The following is an 18,345-nucleotide window of genomic DNA, read 5'->3' on the forward strand; positions in this document are numbered from 1 at the left end:
CGATCTGCCAGGGCCGCCCCGAGCGGCAGCCGCCCGGCGGCCGCGGCCGGCCGCGGCTCCCCAGAGGCCCCGTCGAAGCCCCGCGGCGCACCACCCTCCGGCCCTGCGGCAGACCCCGGCGGCGCCGCAAATCCCGGCACCGCCGCCGACCCCGGCGACGCGGCAAATCCTGGCGGCGCGGCAGACCCCGGCGACGCGGCAGACCCCGGCGACGCGGCAAAGCCCGACGGTGCGGCAGACCCCGACGGTGCGGCAAAGCCCGGCGGTGCGGCCGATCCCGGCGGCGGGGCGGTTTCCGGCGGTGCGGCAGGTTGGGGCGGTGCGGGGGCGCCGAGGGAGGGGGTGGGGGCCGGCGGTGTGGTGGGCGGTGGCTGCGGGGCCGGGATCGTGGGGGCGGGAAGGCGCTCGGTCGGGGTCCGGGTGGTGCGGTGGCCGAGGAGCCAGAGCAGGACGTCCTCGGAGGCGGGGCGGTCGGCCGGGTCCTTGGCGAGGCAGGCGGCGGCGACCTCGGCGAGCGGGGCGGGCAGGACGCGCAGGTCGGGCGTCTCGTGCAGGATCCGGTACATGACGGCGGGCAGCGGCCCGCCGGCGAACGGGTCGCGGCCGGTCGCGGCGAACAGCAGGGTGCCCGCCCAGGCGAACAGGTCGGCGGCGGGCCCGGCCCGTCCGGCGAACTGCTCGGGCGCCATGTAGGCGGGGGTCCCGACGACCTGGCTGGTCAGCGTGGCGCCGGCGGCGAACGCGCGGGCGATGCCGAAGTCGATCACGCGCGGGCCGTCCGGGCCCATCAGGACGTTCTGCGGCTTGAGGTCGCGGTGCGCGACGTTCGCGCGGTGGATCGCCGACAGCGCCGTCACCGAGCTGATCGCGAGCCGGTCGAGGTCGGCGCCGGCGCGCGGCCCCTCCGCGAGGACGAGGGCGCGCAGCGACGGGCCCGGCACGTACTCGCTGACGATGTAGGGGCGGTCGCCCGCGGTGTCGGCGGCGAGCATCTGCGCGGTGCAGAACCCGGCGACCCGCTGGAGCAGCGCCAGCTCGCGGACGAACCGCTCCCGCGCGTCCGCGTCGCCGAGCAGCCGGGCGTGCAGCAGCTTCACGGCGACGCGCGGCGGCCCGGCCGCCGGGTCCACGGGGCGGCCGAGGTAGACCGACCCCTGGCCGCCCGCGCCGAGCCGGGCGAGCAGTTCCCAGCCGCCGAGCCGGGTCGGGTCTGCGGCGTCGAGTGGTATCGGGCCCGCCATTTCGCACCCCCGCGAAAACTGGAGCATTCCGCCGCGCACAAATCCGCTCCGCCCGGCATCGAAGAGTATAGGTACGGCGAGCCCGGGGGCGGGAGTAGACGCATGCGCGAGATCCATTCACCATTTGTCCGGCGGCGGGCGGCCGCGGCGGCGGTCGCGGCGCTGGCGCTCGCGGCGGGCGGGCTCGCCGGCTGCGGGGACGCGGGCGCGGCCATCACCCGGCTGACCGTCGGATCGCCCGGCCCCGACCCGTACACGCTGGTCGCCGGCACCGACCAGCTCGGCGTCAAGGAGCCGCCGCGGGCGGGCGGCACGAAGGCCGGCGACACCCCCGGCCTCTACGGCGGGACGCGGCGGGCCTCGACCTGCGACCAGCGGAAGCTGATCGAGTTCCTGCAGGCCAACCCGGACAAGGCGCGGGCGTGGGCGGGCGTTCAGGGCATTCCGGTCAGCGACGTCCCGCGCTACGTGTCGCGGCTGACGCCGGTGCTGCTGCGCACCGACACGCTCGTCACCAACCACGGCTACGACAACGGGAGGGCGACCAGCGGGCCCGCCGTCCTCCAGGCCGGAATGGGCGTTCTCGTCAATGGCCGCGGGGTGCCCGCGGTGAAGTGCAATTGCGGCAATCCGCTCACTCCGCCGGAGAAAAAGATCTCCACCGGGAACGCGTCCTATACTGGCCGCTCCTGGCCGGGATTCGAGCGGCGGAATGTCACCAGGATCGCGCCGCGGGATTCCCGGAAGGGGAAGATCACCGCGTTCGTGCTCGTGGACCCGGGCGCGACGATGGGGTTCGAGCGGCCCCGGGCGACCGCCGGCGAGGCGGACGGGCCGCCCGCGGAACTGCCGCCCGCGGAGACCGCGGTCCCGTCGGGCGACACGCCGTCGCCGTCGGACTCGGGGCCGGGCTCCCCCGGAGCCGAGTCGCCCGGCACGGAGTCGCCGGGCCTCGAATCGCCGGGCGCGGAGTCGCCGGGCACCGGCTCGCCCGCGCCCGGGACCTCCCCGGAGTCGGGCGGCGTGACGTCCGGCGACCCGGGTACGGGCACCGGGACGGAGCCCCCGGAAGGGGGCGGGCCGGGCACGCCGGTCTCGCTGCCGCCGGCCACGGAGCCGGCCCCCGGGATCTCCTGAGGGCAATGCGCTACATTTGCTCATATGAGCAGCCAGTCAGATGTCGTGCCCGCCGCCGCGGGAACCGCCGACGCGTGCGCGGTCCGGGTGGTCGATCCCGAGAAGGTCGCGATCGTCACCGCCGCGCTGCCGGGCACGGACACGATCACCGAGCTGGCCCAGGTGTTCGGGCTGCTGTCCGATCCCGGGCGGCTGCGGGTGATCATCGCGCTGCTCGAGGGCGGCGAGATGTGCGTGTGCGACATCGCCGCGTCCTGCGGGCACTCGGAGTCCGCGGTCTCGCACGCGCTGCGGCTGCTGCGCGCCAACCGCGTCGTCCGGGTCCGCCGCGCCGGCCGGATGGCCTACTACCGGCTGGACGACTCGCACGTCCGGATGCTGCTCGACCTCGCCCTCACCCACGTCGGCCACGGGGAGGAAGGCGCATGAGCGGGCACGGCAGGCCGGACGAGGGCACGGGCCACGGCCACGGGCACGGGCACGGCCACGGGCACGGCCACGGGCACGCGATCTCGGCGGGGGCCGACCGGCGGCTGCTCGGCGGCGCGCTGGCGCTGATCCTCGTCTTCATGGCGGCCGAGACGGCCATCGGCGTGGTCTCCGGCTCGCTGGCGCTGATCTCCGACGCCGCGCACATGATGACCGACGCGTTCGCGATCGCGCTGGCGCTGGTCGCGATGCGCATCGCCGCGCGCCCGCCGAAGGGCGGCTACACCTTCGGCCTGCGCCGCGCCGAGATCCTGTCCGCGCAGCTCAACGGGCTGACACTGATGCTGCTCGCGGCCTACTTCGTCTACGAGGGCGTCCGGCGGCTGGTCGAGCCGCCCGCCGTCGAGGGCCAGTTCGTGTTCTGGACGGCCCTCGCCGGCATCGCCGTCAACGTCGCCGCGACCTTCCTGATCAGCCGGGCCGACCGGAGCAGCCTGAACGTCGAGGGCGCGTTCCAGCACATCCTCAACGACCTGTTCGCGTTCATCGCCACGGCGATCGCCGGCCTGCTGGTGTGGACGGCGGGCCTGACCCGCGCCGACGCGGTCGCCTCGCTGGTGGTCGCGGCGCTGATGATCAAGGCCGGGTACGGGCTGCTGCGGGACGCCGGCCGGGTGCTCATGGAGGCCGCGCCGGCGGGCCTCGACCCGTCCGAGCTCGGCGCCCGGCTGGCCCGCCGCCCGTGCGTGGAGGAGGTCCACGACCTGCATGTGTGGGAGGTCAGCTCCGGCTACCCGGCGCTGTCGGCGCACGTGCTCGTCGACACGCAGGGCGACTGCCACGCCGTCCGCCGCGACCTCCAGGAGCTGCTGCGCGACGCGTACGGGATCACGCACACCACGCTGGAGGTCGACCACGTCGCCGAGCGGGCGGGCGGCGCGCACGTGCACTGCGAGGACGCGCACGGCCCCCGCCATGTGGCGGAGGCCGGCGGGCCCCACGATCACGCGGGCAGCGCGCCCTGTGATCACTGACCCCCGATCACGGGCGGCCCGGTGATCACTGGCGGCAGGGCGTGCCGTTCAGGGTGAAGGACGCGGGCGGCGGGTTCGTCCCGCCGCTCGACCCGTTGAAGCCGATCACGACGGAGCGGCCCGGCTGGACGGTGCCGTTCCAGGACAGGTTGCGGGCGGTGACGTCCGCGCCGTCCTGCGCCCAGGCCGCGCTCCAGCCCTGCGTGACGCGCTGGCCGGCGGCGAACGCGAACCCGAGCGTCCACCCGGAGACGGGCGAGGTGCCGGTGTTGGCGACGGTGACCTCGGCGGTGAACCCGCTCCCCCACTGGCTCAGCACCTTGTAGCCGACCTTGCACGCCGACGCGGGCGGCCCGTCGTCCGCCGGGATCTCGACCAGCGTGATCGAGGACGCGGGGAACGTCGAGGTGAACCCGTCCGGGCCGACGGTCACGTCCGGCTCGTGCACGATCGACGCCAGGTCGTCCGCGCCGTAGCGGTAGACGTGCCCGGCCGCCGTGCCCGACCGCCCGGCGATCGAGACGGTGCTCGTCAGGTCGTCGGTCAGCGACTTGTTGACGATCATCAGGGTGAGCGCCTTGTCGGACGAGCGCTCCGCCGCGTACACGGCCAGCCTGCCCTGGTCGGCGCTCGCCGCCCTGACGGACGTGTCGCCGAAGGACGCCCCGGCGCCGTCGTAGTTCCGGTACATGCGGAAGGCGTAGGCGCCCGGGTCGGACGCGCCCGGCGGCGCCCACAGCGTGGCGAGGTCCAGGCCCTCCCGCCCGAAGATCCCGAGGACGTCGGCCTGCGCGACCGCGCCGTTGATGTGGCCGAGGGCGCCCCAGTTGTACTCGGTGATCGCGAGCTTGGTGCCGGGGTAGTTCTCGTCCACCAGGCGGCGCATGCGCGGGATGTACTCGATCGGCTGGCCGATCCAGCTCTCGTCGGTGTACGCGGGGTCCCAGAGCTGGCGGGTGGAGCGCAGCCGGAGCTCCTGCGTCGCCGCGTCGCCGGCGTCGCCGAGCGCGACCCCGCTCTGCTGCGGGTAGAGGTGCTCGTCGAAGTAGTCGAGGATGCGGGTGCCGTGCTCCTGCTCGTACGCCTTCATCTGCCGGAGGTACCAGACGGCGAAGGGGACGCCGCCGTGCGCGGCCCGGTCCGGCGGGTTCGACCAGCAGTCGCCGCCCTCGCGGTCGCACGTCTGCTTGTCGAGGCCGGACATCGTCAGCGACTGGAAGCCCCAGCCGACCGGTCCTAGCGTCTTGGCGCCCGGATCGGCGGCCTTCACGGCGCCCGCGATCGCGTACGTCTGGTCGCGCATCTCGTCGTAGCCCGCGCCCTTCGGGTGGACGTCCCGGTGGGTCGCGTGCCAGAGGTCCGGCTCGTTGTCGAGGTTGTAGAACCGGACGCCGCCGTCCTTCGCCTGCCCGTACTTGCCGGTCAGGTGCGCCAGCCAGTCGGTGATGTACCGCGGCCCGGCGGGGACGCTGGTGTCCGTCGGGTCGTTGCCGGTGACGTCGGTGCCGTCGGGTTTGACGCCGTTGCCGCAGTCGGGGCGCCACTGGGCGTCGGCGCCCTGCTGCGGCCCGTACTTCTCGACGCTGAAGCCGCAGGTGTAGTCGCGGCCCTTCGGCGTCCAGCCGATCAGCGGGACGGTCAGGATCGTGCCGGTGCCGGTCCGGCGGTCCTGCTCGGTGAACTGGTCGGTCTCGGAGCCGTCCGGCAGCGCCGCCGGGTCGGGCGCCGGGCCGGGGACGTTCTCGAAGTACCAGTCCGAGCCCCGGTTCGTCTCGTCGTAGAGGTAGTTGTAGCGGGTGGTGGCGTTGCCGCCCCACCGCCGCACGGGGAGCCGCAGCTCCTTGGCGAGCGCCTCGTCGGCGAAGTTCATCCCGTACACGTCCGGGCTGATCGCGTGGCGGGACGCCGCCGGGTCGACGGTCAGCGCCGGCCCGTCCGCCGCCCGCGCCGCGGGGGCCGCCCACGGCAGCAGCGCGGCGGCGAGGGCGCCCGCGAGCAGGGTCCTGCTCCTGGCGGCCATGGTCAGGACTCGCAGGGCTGGTCGTTGAGCTCGAACGCGGCGGGCGCGCCGGCCGACGACCCCGTCGCCTGGAACCCGGCCGTGACGGACGCGCCGGCCGCGAGCGCGCCGTTCCAGTCCAGGCTCTTCGCGGTGACGCCGGCCCCGGACTGGGTCCAGGTCGCGCTCCAGCCCTGGCTGATCTTCTGGTCGCCGGGGAAGGCGAAGCCGAGCGTCCAGCCGTTCAGCGCGGCCGAGCCGGTGTTGGTGATGGTGACCTGGGCGGTGAAGCCGCCCTGCCAGCTGTTCTGCACCTGGTAGGCGACCTCGCAGGAGACGCCCGGCGGGTCCCCGGGGCCGGGGTCGCCGCCGCCCGAGTCGAAGGCGCCGAGCAGGTACGGGTCGAGGTAGGACTGCTTGGCGGTGTTGACGGTCGTCCAGTCCCCGTTGAGGATGCCGCCGGTGTCGCCCGAGTTGGGGTTCCACGACCAGAAGGTGAAGGACATCCCGCTCGCGCCCGTGCCGAGGTAGGCCATGAGCGTGCGCAGCCAGGTCTGGTCGCGCGGGTCGGTGAGCGTCGTCCCGAACTCGCCGAGCAGGACGGGCGCCACGTTGTTCTTGTAGAGGTGGCCCCAGTTCTTGTCCCAGATCGCCGCCATGTTGGACGGGAAGGCGGGGTCGTCGAACCACGGCTGCGGGTAGACGGACGTGGCGTAGTCGTGCGCGGAGTAGACGAGCCGGTTCGGGACGTTCAGCCGCACCGGGTACTGCGCGGCGCCCTGCAGGTTGCCGCCCCACCAGTAGTTGTCGCCGTTGTAGCCGTCCACGCCCTCGACGATGATCAGCCAGTTGGAGTTGACGGCGAGGATCGCGTTCCCGGCCCGCTCGGCGGCGAGCCGCCAGTCCTTGCTCTGGTCACCGCAGCCCCAGCACGCCGGGGCGTGCGGCTCGTTGTGGAGATCGGCGCCGATGACCGTGGTGTTGCCCGCGTAGTGCCGGGCGAGCATCTCCCAGTCGGAGATCCACCGCGACTCGGGGTAGGCGTCGGTGTACCAGAGCGCGGACTGGCCGCCGGCGTCGGGGCGGTGCCGGTCGAGGACGACCTTGAGCCCGATCCGCCCGGCGTAGTCGATGATCTTGTCGAGGATCTGCAGCCCGGTCAGGCCCTGCAGGTCGGGGTTCTTGGAGTAGTCGATGCTGTTCGGCGCGCTGCCGGAGTCGAACAGCTGGTTGGTGTAGGGCAGCCGCAGCGTGTTGTACTTCAGGCTCTTGATCTGGTCGAGCATGTCCTTGTAGCCGCGCGTCCAGAGCCCGTGCGGGGAGAAGTTCGACGTCTCGGCGCCGAACCAGTTGATGCCCGTCATCCGCACCTGCTGCCCGTTGGAGTCGAGCAGCTGCCGGCCGCTGGTGTGCCAGTAGCCGGTGCCCGCCGCGCGGGCCGTGCCCGGTGCGGGGACGAACACCAGTGCCAGCAGCGCGGCCATGGCGATCAGGAGTGCGCGCTTGGCCGTGGAGGACCCGGTCATGAATCGTTCTCCTCTTCCGTGTCCGTCAGCGGGCCGTGCAGGTGATGGCCGGGGCGCCGGGGGCGGACCCCGTGCCCTGGAAGCCGAAGCTGGTCGAGCCGTGCGCGGGCACGGCGCCGTTGTAGCCCGCGTTGACGGCGTGGACGGACGACCCGCTCTGCGTCACGGTGGCGTTCCAGCCGTTGACGACGCGCTGGTCACCGGAGAACGTCCAGTCCGCCGACCATCCCGACAGCGGCGTGTCGCCGTCGTTGGTCACGGTCACCGTGGCGGTGAACCCGCTGTTCCAGGCGTTGTCGGTGCGCAGGGTGGCCGAGCATCCGTCCGAGGACGGCGGGGGCGTGGTGGGCGGCGTGGTGGGGCCGCCGACGTCGACGCCGAAGGAGTTCGTCGCGAGGCCCGCCCCGCCCTGCCACAGCTCGAACCCGGCCTCGACGCCGATGAGGTACCAGGCATTGTCGATGTAGCCGCGCGACACCGCGTCCGCGGTGAAGGCCCGCAGGTCGAGGTCGTTGACCGACGTGGTGCCGGAGGTGCGGACGAAGGCGATGTAGTTCCAGTTCATCCGGCTGTACCAGACGTCCCAGGTGGCGCCGGAGATCTGGACGCCGGTCGCGACCCGCGACCCGGCCGGCTGGACGCCGCCGCGGTGGTTCAGCCAGATCATGACCTCGGCGCCGTCGGGGTCGGTGGCGGTGCTCGGGTGGCTGTCGTACCAGAGGTCGTAGGAGACGTTGTAGGCGCCCGAGGACGGCTGCGTCGTGCTCCAGTCGCTGGTGACGGCCGGCATGCCGCCGACCTGCACGGGGAGGCCGCTGCCGGAGGTGCACTGGCCCCAATGGCAGCCCTTGAAGAAGGACGGGTACGCGGCGGGGGCGCCGTTGGTGGCGTTGTTGTGCCCGGCCGAGTCGACGGTGAAGGACGTCCCGTCCACGGTGATGCACTGCGGGGTGTCCGCGCCCCAGATGTTGTTCTGCGCGATGTACGCGCCGCCGCTCACAGGAGTCGTGTCGGTGGCGCCGCACAACTGCGTCGCGGCGGACGCGGGGGCCACGTAGTACAGGGGGATCGCCAGCAGGGCCGCGGCAAGGACGGCACAGCTCTTCAGACGCGCTCTCATTGCGGAACCTCATTCGACGGTGTGGGAGCGCTCCCAAAGTCGCGGGCGCCGCGAACGCTGTCAAGAACGCGGCACCGCGCCCGCGGTGACCAGCCGTCCGGCGTGAAAGGCCGTGAAACGGGCGGGCCGCCCGCCACGGCACCGCTACGGCAGCCCGAAGAGCCGGGCGGCGCCGTCCCGGCAGACCGCGCGCAGCCAGTCGTCGCCGAGGTCGAGGGCGGCCAGCGACTCCAGCTGGTGGGCGTACGGGTACGGGATGTTGGGGAAGTCGGTGCCGAGCAGGACGCGCCCCGCCAGCCCCAGCTCGCGGAGCCGGGGCAGCAGCGCGTCCGGGAAGTCGGCCAGCCGGGCGAAGCTGGTGAACACCATCGTCGTGTCCAGGTGGACGCGCTCGTAGGCGTCCGCGAGGGCGAAGAAGCCGTCGAACTCCGGGGCGCCCATGTGCGCGACGATCGCCGTCAGGTCCGGGTGGCGGGCCAGGACCTCCCCGAACGGGCCGGGCCCGGTGTAGCCGTTCGCGACCGGGCCGGACCCGGCGTGCACGAGCGCGGGCACCCCCGCGTCGGCGAGCATCCCCCACACCGCGTCCAGCTCCTCGGCGCGCGGGTCGAACCCGCCGACCTGGAGGTGGACCTTGAAGACCCGGGCGCCCGCCTCCAGGGCGCGGGCCGTGTACTCCGCGACGCCGGGCTCGGGGAAGAACGTGGCGGTCTGGAGGCACTCGGGGACGCGGGCGGCGAACTGCGCGGTCCAGTCGTTCAGCGACTCGGCCATGCCGGGGCGGTGCGGGTAGGCCAGCGAGGTGAACGCGCGCACGCCGAGGCCGCGCAGGAAAGCCAGCCGCTCCTCCTCCGACTCCCGGTAGGTGATCGGCCACTCGGCGCCGATCAGCGGCCCGGCCTCGTCGAAGTACTCCCACACCGCGCTCATCAGCCGCTGCGGCATGAAGTGGACGTGGACGTCGATGATGCCGGGCAGCCCGAGCGCCTGCCAGAACGCGGGGACGGCTGCGTCAGAACGGGGTTCGGCCACGCCCCGACCCTAGTGGCCGGTCAGCCGAGCTCCGCCAGCAGGTCCGGCAGCGCCCGCCGCAGCTCCCGCCGCCAGTACGGCCAGGTGTGGGTGCCCCGGTAGAAGTGCGTCGTGACCGGGATGCCCAGCTTCCCGAGCTTGCGGGCGAACTCCTCGCCGACCGTGCGGGCGAGCCGCTCCAGCACGTCCGGCCCGGCGCCGGGCCGCGGATCGTACGGACCTGGTCCGCCGTCGCCCGCGCTGATGTGCAGGCGGACGCCGGCGAGCCGCCCGGCCAGGTCGTAGGGATTGTGCTGGCGCCACACGACGCGCTGCTCGTCAGGGTCGCCCCACACGTCCGTCCAGTCGAGGCCCGGAGTGCCGATCGCGACGCCCAGCTCGACGAGGTCGGCGACGTCGAGCCCGGACGGGTCGCGGTACAGGGTGTGCAGCGGCCCGCTGAACGAGGCCGCCGCCCGGAACAGGCCGCGGTGCCGGGCCGCGTAGGCCAGCGCGCCGAGCCCGCCCATGGCGTTCCCCGCGATGGCGCGGTCCGGGCCGGCGCGGTATCCGCGCTCCAGGATCTGCCGGAGTTCGGCGAGATGGAACGTCTCCCATTGCGGCACGCCGCCGGTCCCGCGATTCCACCAGTCGGTGTAATTGCCGCACGGCCCGCCGTCCGGCATGACGACGAGGACGTCGGCGTCCTCGGTCAGCTCCTCGATGTCGGTGTGGTCGCTCCAGGCGGTGTGGCCGTCGCGGCCGGCGCCGGCGCCGTGCAGGAGCCACAGCGCCGGCCAGGTGCGGGTCGCGTCCCGCGACCAGCCGCGCGGCAGCAGCAGCCGCACCCGGGCGACGTCGTCCAGGACGGGCGAGCGGACGGCCAGGTCCAGGACCCGGCAGCGGCGCCGGCGCTCGCCGACCACGGCGGCGCCGCCCGCGCGGCCGGCCGAGGGGGCCGCGCCGCCCGCGGCGACGGACGCCGCGAGCCCGGCGACCGCAACGATGAATCCCGCTCCCGCCACACCGCGCAGCCGCATGATTTTCGCCCCGGGTCAACCAGAAGTGCTTTCCTTGTAAGGATCCCCACTCGGCGGCATGTTTCAACGTTGAGTAATCGGTTTATAAAATGTCGGGCCGGACGTTCCGGTCCGGACCCCCTTGTAGGGTGACGCGGACGAGGGAGGGCGACCGGTCGAGATGCGGAGCGCCGAGATGCGGAGCAAGGCGGAGCTGGAGTCGGCCATCGCGGGCGGCGGGCGCGCGGTGCTGGTGATCAACTCCCGGTCGCGGCGGGGCCGCCGGCTGTACGGCACGGCCCGCCGCCTGCTGCGCGAGTCCGGCGTGGAGTTCCTGCACGTGTTCCCGGTCACCGACCCGACCCGGCTGCGCGACCTGTTCGCCGACGTCCTCGCCCTGGAGCCGGACCTCGTGGTCGTCGGCGGCGGGGACGGCACGGTCGCCGAGGCGGTCGGGCATCTGGCGCACCGCGACATCGCGCTCGGCGTGCTGCCGCTCGGCACCACCAACAACTTCGCCCGCAGCCTGGAGCTCCCGCTCGACCTGCCCGGCGCGGTCCGCACCCTCGCCGTCGGCCGGCCCGGCGCCGGGAAGGTCGCGGACGTGGACGTCGGCTGGTTCGAGTCGACCGGCGACCCGCAGGGCGCGGGCCCCGGCGCCGACCGCGAGCACATCTTCGCGAACATGGTGAGCCTCGGGCTGTCGGTGCAGGTCGCCGAGAACGTCCCGCACGCGCTCAAGCGGTTCGTGGGGCGGCCCGCCTACGCGCTGACGGCGGCGCGGCTGCTGCCCCGGCACGAGGCGTTCACCGCCCGCGTCACGATCGACGGCGAGACCCGCGAGCTGGCGACGCACCAGCTGAACATCGCCAACGGCGCGCACCACAGCGGGCAGCGGATCGCCCGCGACGCCAGCCCCGACGACCGGCTGCTGGCCGTCTACCGGCTCGGCGACGAGCGGCGGCTGCGGCTGGCGTCGGCGACGGCCCGGCACGTCCTCACCGGGCAGTGGCGGTCGCTGAGCGAGGACGCGTTCCTCACCACCGCGCGGGTCGAGATCGAGACCGACCCGCCGATGCGGGTCGACGTGGACGGCGAGATCCGCGGCCGCACCCCGGTCTCGATCAGGCTGCGCGGCAACGCGCTGCGGGTGATCGTCCCGCAGGCGTTCCTCGACACCTGACCGGCTACCCCGGCGCCGCCTCCCCCGCCATGGTGTACGCGCCGGCCTCCAGCCGCTCGATCAGCCCCCGCGTCCACGCCGTGGCCGACTCGGCGGAGTGCACCCAGTAGCCGAGCAGCTCGCGCAGGTGGTCGGACGGGTCCTGCTCGGCCAGGTGCGGCGCGACCGACGCGCGCCAGCCGGCCAGCCCGTCCAGCCGGCGGCGCAGCAGCGCGACCGCCTCGGCGCGCGGCAGCTCGGTGAGGAACCCGAGCCCTGCCGTCAGCATCTCCGGATGGCGGATGTCGACGGTGGCGAGGGCGGAGCGCAGCAGCCGCAGGAACTCCGCGCGGCCCGCGTCGGTGATCTCGTAGTCGGTGTGCGGCGGCCCGGCCTCGCTCTCCTCCACGTCGTGGGCGCGCAGCAGGCCCTCCTTGGCGAGCTGCCTCAGCGCGTGGTAGATCGAGCCGGGGTTGACGTGGGCCCATTCGTCCGAGCCCCACGACATCAGCTCGCGGCGCACCTCGTAGCCGTGCGCCCGCCCGAACCGCCGCACCCCGCCGAGCACCAGCAGCCGCGTCGTCGACATCATCTCCCCCTGATCGGCAAAACCCGTCCAGGGTAGACGGTCCGGGCGGGGCCCGGTGGTCAGCTCCGCAACGCGGCGAGTTCCGCAGCGGTGAGCGCGAGGCCGTCGGCGGCCATGTTCTCCTCCAGGTGCTCCGGTGAGCCGGTGCCGGGGATCGCCAGCGTGACCGGCGACAGGGCCAGCAGGCCCGCGAGGAGCACCTGCGGGACGGTCGCGCCGCGCGCGGCGGCGACCGCGGTCACGCGGGCCTCGTCGGGGATGCCGAAGCCGCCGAGCGGGAAGTACGGCGCGTAGGCGATGCCCTCGCGCTCGCAGACCTCCAGGAGTCCGGCGTCCTCCGGCCGGGTGATGTCGAACCGGTTCTGGAGCGCGGCGACCGGCGCGATCTCCCGCGCCTCGGCGAGCTGCGCGGCGCTGACGTGGCTCAGTCCGAGATGCCGGATGAGACCTTCCTCACGCAGGCCGGCGAGGACCGCGAACCGCTCGCCGATCGGCTCGTCCGACGGCGCCTCCAGCCCGCCGTGCCGCAGGTAGACGAGGTCGAGGTGGTCGCGTCCGAGTTCGCGCAGGTTCCGCTCGACCTCGCCGCGCAGCGCGGACGTGGGCAGCTGGCCGGTGGGGTGCGCGTCGCCGGGCCCCCGGTACGGCCCGACCTTGGTGGCGATGACCAGGCCGGGCGGGTAGGGGCTCAGCGCCGCGCGGATCATCTCGTTGGCCGCGGCGCCGTCCCGGTGGTAGTAGAACGCGGCGGTGTCGATGTGGTCGGCGCCCAGCTCGACGGCGCGCCGCAGGATCTTCAGCCCGGTCGCGCGGTCGTTCGGCGGGCCGCCGAGGGTGCTGACGGGCAGCCGCATCGCGCCGAAGCCCAGGCGCCTCACCCGCAGGTCGCCGCCGATGTCGAAGGTGTTCTCCGTGGTCATGCGCTTCACCGTGCCGCACGGCCCGGGGCGCGGCGAGCCGCTGGCAGGTTGCTGCCAGCCGCGGCGTGGCAGACTCGGTGGGGATGAGCGTGGATCTGGACCGGAACGTCGTGCTGCGCGGCGAGGCGGAGCTGGTCGAGCGCGCCGGGCGGCTGTTCGAGGCGTGCGAGGAGTTCGCCTGCGCCGCGACGGACATGAACACGTGGGCGATGCCGGGGGCGCGGGAGGCGATCGTCGCCGCGCGGCGCCGCGCCGGTCCCGGGCCCGCCGTCCGCAAGCTCTACACCCCGGCGGCGCTCGCGGACGAGGAGTCCGAGCGGCGGCTGGTGGAGCTGTCCCGCGCCGGGGTCCGGGTGCGGATCTGCACGGCGCCGCTCCCGCACGAGACGATCATCGTGGACCGGCGGGTCGCGATCCTGGCGGGCCCGCCGGCGGCGGGCGTGCGCGAGTACACGGTGGTCCGGTCGCCGGGCGTGGTGGAGGGCGTCGTCTCGCTGTACCAGGCGTCCTGGGAGACTGCGGCCGACCTCGCCGACCACCGCCGCGACCGGCCGCCCGCGCTGAGCGCGGAGAGCCGGCACATCCTGCGGCTGCTCGCCGCGGGGCTGAAGGACGAGGCGGCGGCGCGGCGGCTCGGCATGTCGCTGCGCACCTACCGGCGCCGCGTCGCGGAGATCCTCACGCTGCTGGACGCCGACTCCCGCTTCCAGGCCGGCATCCGCGCCCACGAGTCCGGCCTGCTCGGCTAGCCGCCCGCGAGCGCCACGAGCTTGATGAACACCAGCTCGGGGCCGGCGGTGAGGTCGACCTCCTCGTCGAGGTCCTCGACCTGCCGGTCCCCGGCGAGGACGAAGAACCCGTTGGCGCGGAACGCCGCCTCGGCGATCTCCGCCTGCCGCTCCCAGTCGACGCGGCGCGGCTCGCGCAGCCGGTAGCCGTTCAGCTCCGCCTCGGCGTCGTCCGGCCGGACCAGGCCGTTGAACCGGTCGGACGGCCGCGCGTTGTGCCGCGCGACCTCCTCGCGGACCCGGAGCCGGATCAGCTCGCGGACGGTCATGCGCTCCGGCAGCCCGTCGAGCCGGACCTCGGCGAGGGGCCGCCCGGTCGCGGTCTCGTCCTTGAACGTCACGGCGGCCATCAGGCACCTCGCTTGATCTGCGTCAGGATCGACTCGTCGGTGATCTCGTCGTCGGCGGCGAGCAGGAACGCCTTGCTGAGGATCAGGGACAGCCGCTCCTCCTCGAACGGCAGGAACACCCCGGCGCCGGCCGCGCGGCGCTCCGGGACGACGCACAGGTACGCGCCGTCCGGTTCCATCGCGATGTTCGCCGAGCCCAGGTGGATCTTGTAGGTGCGCAGCTCGCCGCGGACGACCAGGTGCCGGCCGTCGAGCGAGCAGCGGTCGGCGATCTTCGTGCGGGGCAGGATGCGCGCCAGCGCGTCGGCGCGGGTCCGGGTCGTCTCGGCCGGTTCGGCGTGCCACGCGCGGTCCCAGTACTCGCGGCCCTCGCCGTCCTCCCACGCCGGGTCGGCGGCGATCGAGGTCACGCCGACGAACAGGTCGACGTCGCGCATCGCCTCGCTGAACACCAGCGGCGGGACGTCGGCGAGCCGCGCGCTCCGCCAGGCGCCGTCCACGCGGCGGTCGAACAGCACCCGGTTCGTGCCGGCGATCTCCTGCTCGTGCTCCCAGTCGGCGAGGACGTGCGAGAACCGGACCCGCCACTCTCCCGCCGCGAGGGTCCGCGCCGCCTCGTCCGCGCCGCCCGCGTCCCACGGGCCGAGCAGGCCGCTGGTCCAGCCGCGCGCCCGGAACAGCGCGAACATCCGCCGGTAGTGGACGAGGTGGGCGGCGAACCGGTTGGAGTACGTCCCGGTCCGCTCCTCGGCCGGGGTGAGCAGGTAGATCTCGCGGAACGCCTGCTTGAACGGCTGCCTGATCCGCCGCTCGACGACCAGGTCGCGCCAGGCCCGCACCTCGTCCGGCTCCGCCCTGATCGGGTGCCACAGCCGGACGCGCGCGTCCTCGGCGGCGTCCGGGATCGCGCCGGCCTCGGGCAGCACGGCCCGCCACTCGCCGGGAGCGGTCTCGATCTCCCAGATCAGGCCGCGCACGGTCGGCCCCGCGATCGTGTGGTGGACGAGCGTGTCCCGCCACCGGCCGAAGGGGTGGGTCGCGTCGGCGGTGAAGCCGCCCTCCAGGGCGCGCACGAGGGTGGCGACCTGCGCGTCGATGCGCTTGACGAGGCCGCGAAGCTCCTTCAGCTCGTCCTTGTGGTCGCGCCGGACGGCCGCGGGGACGCCCTTCAGCGCCCTGCCGTCCTTCTCGAAGGTCAGCGCGGCCTTGCCGGCGACGGTGATCTCGGCGGTGCACCCGCCGAGGTCGCGGCGCAGGACGCCGGGGTCGGGGAGGCGGAGGGCGACCTCGGCGCGTTCGCCCAGGGCCGCGTCGGCCTTCTTGAGCATCTTGTCGAGCTGCTTGGGCACGCCCGCGTGCCGGACGTTCCGCCGGACGTGCCGGATCGCGGCGACCAGCTCCGGCGTCGGGAAGTCCAGCCCGGCCCGGACGATCTCGTACAGCAGCGCCTGCGACGGCAGCGTCCTCGCCTGGGTCGGCGCGATCGAGATGTCGGGGAGGAGGCGGTCGAAGAAGGCCGGGAGCCACTCCTCGTCCCGCAGCAGCGCGAGGCGCGCGGCGCGGCCGAGCGCCTGGACCTCGTCGGCGGTGAACGCCGCGTCGGCCCGGTACGGGATCTCGCCGTCCTGGATCGCGCGTGCGCGGGCGCCCGCGGTCTCCAGGGCGCGGCGGGCGAACCGGGCGTATTCGGGGATCGCGGCGACGCGCTCCCACGCGTCCGGGAGGTGCGGCGGGGAGTCGTGGGCGCGGGCCCGGTCCAGCTCGGCCAGCAGTACCCGCTCCTCGGGGGCGAGCCGGACGGCGACGGCGAACTCGTCCAGCGCGATCTCGCCCGTCCTGCCGCGGCGGAGGCGTCCGGCGGTGCGCCGCAGGACGCCGTCTCCGGCGACCCCGCCGACGGCGAGGAGGGCGAAGGGCTTCTCGGCGCGGTCGTGGTCGAGGAGGTAGTCGACCAGCGTGGCCGCGGGGCCGGCGACATCGGGCCACGGGCCCTGGCAGCGGGCCAGCGCCGCCGCCCCCAGGGCGATATCGGCCCATTTGCGGGCCGTCAGCCCGTCGACGAGCGCCACGAACACCTGCTCGCACGCCTCCGGCGTGAAGCGCGGCTGACGGTTCTTCACCTCCTCCTCCACCATGAACCGGACGCAGGTCGAGACATGGTCCGGCGCGCGGCCGAGCCCGTACGCGACGGGCAGGAGGCCGCCGAGTTCGGCGTCGGAGAGCCGTCCGATCTCGCCGTACCAGCCGCGGAAGTCCTCGGTGTCGGCCGCGGTCGGGGCGGTCATGGCGCGCAGCAGCCGCGCGGCGAGCTCCATCAGGCGCCCCGCCTGATCTGCCGCAGCACGGCCTCGTCGGTGATCCGGTGGTCGGCGGCGAGCAGCGCGGCGAGGCCGATGATCTGGGTGAGCCGCTCGTCCTCGAACGGCAGGAACAGCCCCTTCGGCCCCGGCCGGCGGGCGGGCTCCACCCGCAGCCGGGCGTTGCCGGGCTCCATCAGCACGCCCGCCGACCCCAGGTGGATCTTGTAGGTGCGCAGCTCGCCCCGGACGACCAGGAACCGGCCGTCGACCGCGCAGCGCGCGCCGATCCTGGTGCCGGGCAGGACGCGGCGCAGCACGTCGCCGCGGATCTCCGCGCTCGCGGACGGCGCGCCGAACGGCTCCTCCTCGGTGAGCGAGGTGACCCGCAGGAACAGGTCCACCTCCCGCGCGCCCTCGCTGAACACCAGCGGCGGCACGTCCGCCGGGCGGACCTCCCGCCAGCGGCCGGCGGTCTTCCGCTCGAACCGGGTGCCGCCGTGGCGGCAGACCCGCCACTCGCCCTCGGCGAAGACCCGCCGCAGCTCGCCGTCGAAATCCGGGGCGGGCTCGGCGACGGCGCGGCCGTGCGGGCCCGCGTGCCGGTAGGTCTCGCGGAACGCCTGCTTGAACGGCTGCGCCATCCGGTTGCCGGTCACGAAGCCGCGCCACGCCCGCACGGCGCCCGGGAAGGCCCGCGCGGGATGCCACAGCCGGACGCGCGCCTCCGCGGGCGGTTCGGGCAGTGCCCGGCCGTCCACCGTCACCAGCACGTCCTCGCCGGGGGTGGCCGCGTGCCAGACGCCGCCCGGCGCCTCGAACTCCCACACCAGGCCGCGCGCGACCGCGCCGGTGACGGGGTGGTCGCGGTAGTAGCGGCACCACTCGGCGTACGGCCAGGAGCGCTCGACCGCCATCAGCGCCTCGACCCGGGTCCGCTCGGCGGCGAGCGTCGCGCGGACCTGCTTCACCAGCGACTTCAGCTCCTTGATCTCGGCGGCGAACGGGACCTTGAGCGCGCCGGGGACGGTGCGCAGCGGCCGGCCGTCGGCGCCGGTGAAGGTGAGCCGGACGGTCAGCGGGTCGGCGATGACGAGCACCGCCTGGTAGGCGCCGATGTCGCGGGCGAGCGAGCCGTCGCGGCCGAGGCCGTGCCCGGGGACGCCGCGCTCCACCAGCTGCGCGGGGGTGATGCCGCGGCGGGCCGCCGCCGCCTCGACGGCCGCGGCGATCTGCCGGCCGAGGCCCGGGTAGCGGACGTCGCGGCTCAGCCCGCGCAGCACGTCCAGGGCGCGCGGGTCGGTGAACTCGCCGAGCGCGTTGACGGCCCCGCCCGCGAGCTTCGCGGACGGCTCGAACTCGCGGGTCACCCCGGCGGCGCGGCGCGCGATCACGTCCAGCAGCGGGATCACGCCGGGGTCGCCGAGCAGCGCGGCGGCCCACACCCGGCCGCGGCCGCCCGGCTCGGCGCGCAGCGACGGGTCGGAGAACGGCCGGCCGCCGACGAGGTCCGGCTCCTTCGTCGCGTACCAGCGCACCCTGCGCAGCACCTCGTCGCGGGCGGCGGGGTCGGCCAGGAGTTCCAGCGTGCGGCGGCGCCAGGCGCGGGTCGGCCGCGGCGCGTTGAGCGCGTCCAGATGCGCCCGGAGGTCGGCGGAGTCGTCTGACATGGGGTGATCTTTCCAGAAGGCCGCGGCGGGTTCCCGGTGTTTCGCTGATCGGC

At 74.6% G+C, this 18,345-nt stretch carries 16 protein-coding genes; 5 read left to right on the forward strand and 11 right to left on the reverse strand.

The window, feature by feature from the left end; genetic code table 11:
- On the reverse strand, nt 1-1,241 hold a 1,241-nt coding region (locus AB0K34_RS33330; protein WP_364552945.1), incomplete at its 3' end, for a protein kinase.
- Nucleotides 1,242-1,343: 102 nt separating this feature from the next.
- Here AB0K34_RS33330 and AB0K34_RS33335 point away from each other — a divergent pair.
- Genes AB0K34_RS33335 through AB0K34_RS33345 form a run of 3 tightly spaced genes read left to right on the forward strand, consistent with a single transcriptional unit; the run spans nt 1,344 to nt 3,841 of the window.
- On the forward strand, nt 1,344-2,378 hold the full coding sequence (locus AB0K34_RS33335; protein WP_301177259.1) for a DUF6777 domain-containing protein: 1,035 nt from the start codon (nt 1,344-1,346) through the stop codon (nt 2,376-2,378).
- A gap of 24 nt (nt 2,379-2,402) precedes the next feature.
- Nucleotides 2,403-2,807 (forward strand): metalloregulator ArsR/SmtB family transcription factor, encoded by a 405-nt coding sequence (locus AB0K34_RS33340; RefSeq protein WP_138641266.1) that lies wholly within the window; start codon nt 2,403-2,405, stop codon nt 2,805-2,807.
- On the forward strand, nt 2,804-3,841 hold the full coding sequence (locus AB0K34_RS33345; protein WP_301177258.1) for a cation diffusion facilitator family transporter: 1,038 nt from the start codon (nt 2,804-2,806) through the stop codon (nt 3,839-3,841). Before AB0K34_RS33340 ends, AB0K34_RS33345 begins: the two co-directional genes overlap by 4 nt.
- A 25-nt stretch (nt 3,842-3,866) precedes the next feature.
- Here the strand turns inward: AB0K34_RS33345 and AB0K34_RS33350 are convergent, their stop codons facing one another.
- The 5 genes from AB0K34_RS33350 to AB0K34_RS33370 all read right to left on the reverse strand — a co-directional run bounded on the left by AB0K34_RS33350 (nt 3,867) and on the right by AB0K34_RS33370 (nt 10,537).
- Nucleotides 3,867-5,861 (reverse strand): glycoside hydrolase family 44 protein, encoded by a 1,995-nt coding sequence (locus AB0K34_RS33350; protein ID WP_301177257.1) that lies wholly within the window; start codon nt 5,859-5,861, stop codon nt 3,867-3,869.
- Between the two features lie 2 nt (nt 5,862-5,863).
- The gene (locus AB0K34_RS33355) at nt 5,864-7,366 is read right to left on the reverse strand and encodes a cellulase family glycosylhydrolase (protein ID WP_301177256.1); all 1,503 of its coding nucleotides are present in this window, start codon (nt 7,364-7,366) and stop codon (nt 5,864-5,866) included.
- Between the two features lie 25 nt (nt 7,367-7,391).
- On the reverse strand, nt 7,392-8,486 hold the full coding sequence (locus AB0K34_RS33360; RefSeq protein WP_301177255.1) for a cellulose binding domain-containing protein: 1,095 nt from the start codon (nt 8,484-8,486) through the stop codon (nt 7,392-7,394).
- Nucleotides 8,487-8,630: 144 nt separating this feature from the next.
- Nucleotides 8,631-9,518, reverse strand: coding sequence for an amidohydrolase family protein (locus AB0K34_RS33365; protein ID WP_301177254.1), 888 nt, complete (start codon nt 9,516-9,518; stop codon nt 8,631-8,633).
- 20 nt (nt 9,519-9,538) lie between these two features.
- A complete protein-coding gene (locus tag AB0K34_RS33370; protein WP_301177253.1) occupies nt 9,539-10,537 on the reverse strand; it encodes an alpha/beta hydrolase family protein in 999 nt (332 codons plus the stop codon).
- Between the two features lie 175 nt (nt 10,538-10,712).
- Between AB0K34_RS33370 and AB0K34_RS33375 the strand changes: the two genes are divergently transcribed.
- The gene (locus tag AB0K34_RS33375; protein ID WP_138638824.1) at nt 10,713-11,699 is read left to right on the forward strand and encodes a diacylglycerol kinase family protein; all 987 of its coding nucleotides are present in this window, start codon (nt 10,713-10,715) and stop codon (nt 11,697-11,699) included.
- Nucleotides 11,700-11,703: 4 nt separating this feature from the next.
- Here AB0K34_RS33375 and AB0K34_RS33380 read toward each other — a convergent pair whose 3' ends face one another.
- Together AB0K34_RS33380 and AB0K34_RS33385 are read right to left on the reverse strand one after the other, a co-directional pair.
- Nucleotides 11,704-12,270, reverse strand: coding sequence for a PadR family transcriptional regulator (locus tag AB0K34_RS33380; protein ID WP_338072593.1), 567 nt, complete (start codon nt 12,268-12,270; stop codon nt 11,704-11,706).
- 56 nt (nt 12,271-12,326) lie between these two features.
- On the reverse strand, nt 12,327-13,187 hold the full coding sequence (locus tag AB0K34_RS33385; protein ID WP_301177325.1) for an aldo/keto reductase: 861 nt from the start codon (nt 13,185-13,187) through the stop codon (nt 12,327-12,329).
- An 83-nt stretch (nt 13,188-13,270) separates the two neighbouring features.
- Between AB0K34_RS33385 and AB0K34_RS33390 the strand changes: the two genes are divergently transcribed.
- Nucleotides 13,271-13,936 (forward strand): helix-turn-helix domain-containing protein, encoded by a 666-nt coding sequence (locus AB0K34_RS33390; RefSeq protein ID WP_138638826.1) that lies wholly within the window; start codon nt 13,271-13,273, stop codon nt 13,934-13,936.
- On the opposite strand, the gene AB0K34_RS33395 is transcribed toward AB0K34_RS33390, so the two are convergent.
- From AB0K34_RS33395 to AB0K34_RS33405, 3 genes are read right to left on the reverse strand one after another with little or no spacing between them, the layout of a single operon-like run.
- Nucleotides 13,933-14,325: a hypothetical protein gene (locus AB0K34_RS33395; RefSeq protein ID WP_138638827.1), complete on the reverse strand. Its 393-nt coding sequence runs from the start codon at nt 14,323-14,325 to the stop codon at nt 13,933-13,935. The genes AB0K34_RS33390 and AB0K34_RS33395 overlap by 4 nt on opposite strands.
- The gene (locus AB0K34_RS33400) at nt 14,325-16,640 is read right to left on the reverse strand and encodes a DUF4132 domain-containing protein (protein ID WP_364552947.1); all 2,316 of its coding nucleotides are present in this window, start codon (nt 16,638-16,640) and stop codon (nt 14,325-14,327) included. Before AB0K34_RS33400 ends, AB0K34_RS33395 begins: the two co-directional genes overlap by 1 nt.
- Nucleotides 16,640-18,292 carry a DUF4132 domain-containing protein gene (locus AB0K34_RS33405; protein ID WP_138638829.1) on the reverse strand — a complete coding sequence of 551 codons (1,653 nt, stop codon included), beginning with the start codon at nt 18,290-18,292 and terminating at the stop codon, nt 16,640-16,642. Before AB0K34_RS33405 ends, AB0K34_RS33400 begins: the two co-directional genes overlap by 1 nt.
- Between the last annotated feature and the right edge of the window lie 53 nt (nt 18,293-18,345).

The organism is Actinomadura sp. NPDC049382, from assembly GCF_040677125.1.
GTDB lineage: Bacteria > Actinomycetota > Actinomycetes > Streptosporangiales > Streptosporangiaceae > Spirillospora > Spirillospora geliboluensis.

What these genes read in the sequence shown, in the direction of transcription:
- AB0K34_RS33335 (WP_301177259.1), top strand. Translation starts at nt 1,344, where the DNA reads ATGCGCGAGATCCATTCACCATTTGTCCGGCGGCGGGCGGCCGCGGCG.
- AB0K34_RS33340 (WP_138641266.1), top strand. Translation starts at nt 2,403, where the DNA reads ATGAGCAGCCAGTCAGATGTCGTGCCCGCCGCCGCGGGAACCGCCGAC.
- AB0K34_RS33345 (WP_301177258.1), top strand. Translation starts at nt 2,804, where the DNA reads ATGAGCGGGCACGGCAGGCCGGACGAGGGCACGGGCCACGGCCACGGG.
- AB0K34_RS33350 (WP_301177257.1), bottom strand. Translation starts at nt 5,861, where the DNA reads ATGGCCGCCAGGAGCAGGACCCTGCTCGCGGGCGCCCTCGCCGCCGCG.
- AB0K34_RS33355 (WP_301177256.1), bottom strand. Translation starts at nt 7,366, where the DNA reads ATGACCGGGTCCTCCACGGCCAAGCGCGCACTCCTGATCGCCATGGCC.
- AB0K34_RS33360 (WP_301177255.1), bottom strand. Translation starts at nt 8,486, where the DNA reads ATGAGAGCGCGTCTGAAGAGCTGTGCCGTCCTTGCCGCGGCCCTGCTG.
- AB0K34_RS33370 (WP_301177253.1), bottom strand. Translation starts at nt 10,537, where the DNA reads ATGCGGCTGCGCGGTGTGGCGGGAGCGGGATTCATCGTTGCGGTCGCC.
- AB0K34_RS33375 (WP_138638824.1), top strand. Translation starts at nt 10,713, where the DNA reads ATGCGGAGCAAGGCGGAGCTGGAGTCGGCCATCGCGGGCGGCGGGCGC.
- AB0K34_RS33380 (WP_338072593.1), bottom strand. Translation starts at nt 12,270, where the DNA reads ATGATGTCGACGACGCGGCTGCTGGTGCTCGGCGGGGTGCGGCGGTTC.
- AB0K34_RS33385 (WP_301177325.1), bottom strand. Translation starts at nt 13,187, where the DNA reads ATGACCACGGAGAACACCTTCGACATCGGCGGCGACCTGCGGGTGAGG.
- AB0K34_RS33390 (WP_138638826.1), top strand. Translation starts at nt 13,271, where the DNA reads ATGAGCGTGGATCTGGACCGGAACGTCGTGCTGCGCGGCGAGGCGGAG.
- AB0K34_RS33395 (WP_138638827.1), bottom strand. Translation starts at nt 14,325, where the DNA reads ATGGCCGCCGTGACGTTCAAGGACGAGACCGCGACCGGGCGGCCCCTC.
- AB0K34_RS33400 (WP_364552947.1), bottom strand. Translation starts at nt 16,640, where the DNA reads ATGGAGCTCGCCGCGCGGCTGCTGCGCGCCATGACCGCCCCGACCGCG.
- AB0K34_RS33405 (WP_138638829.1), bottom strand. Translation starts at nt 18,292, where the DNA reads ATGTCAGACGACTCCGCCGACCTCCGGGCGCATCTGGACGCGCTCAAC.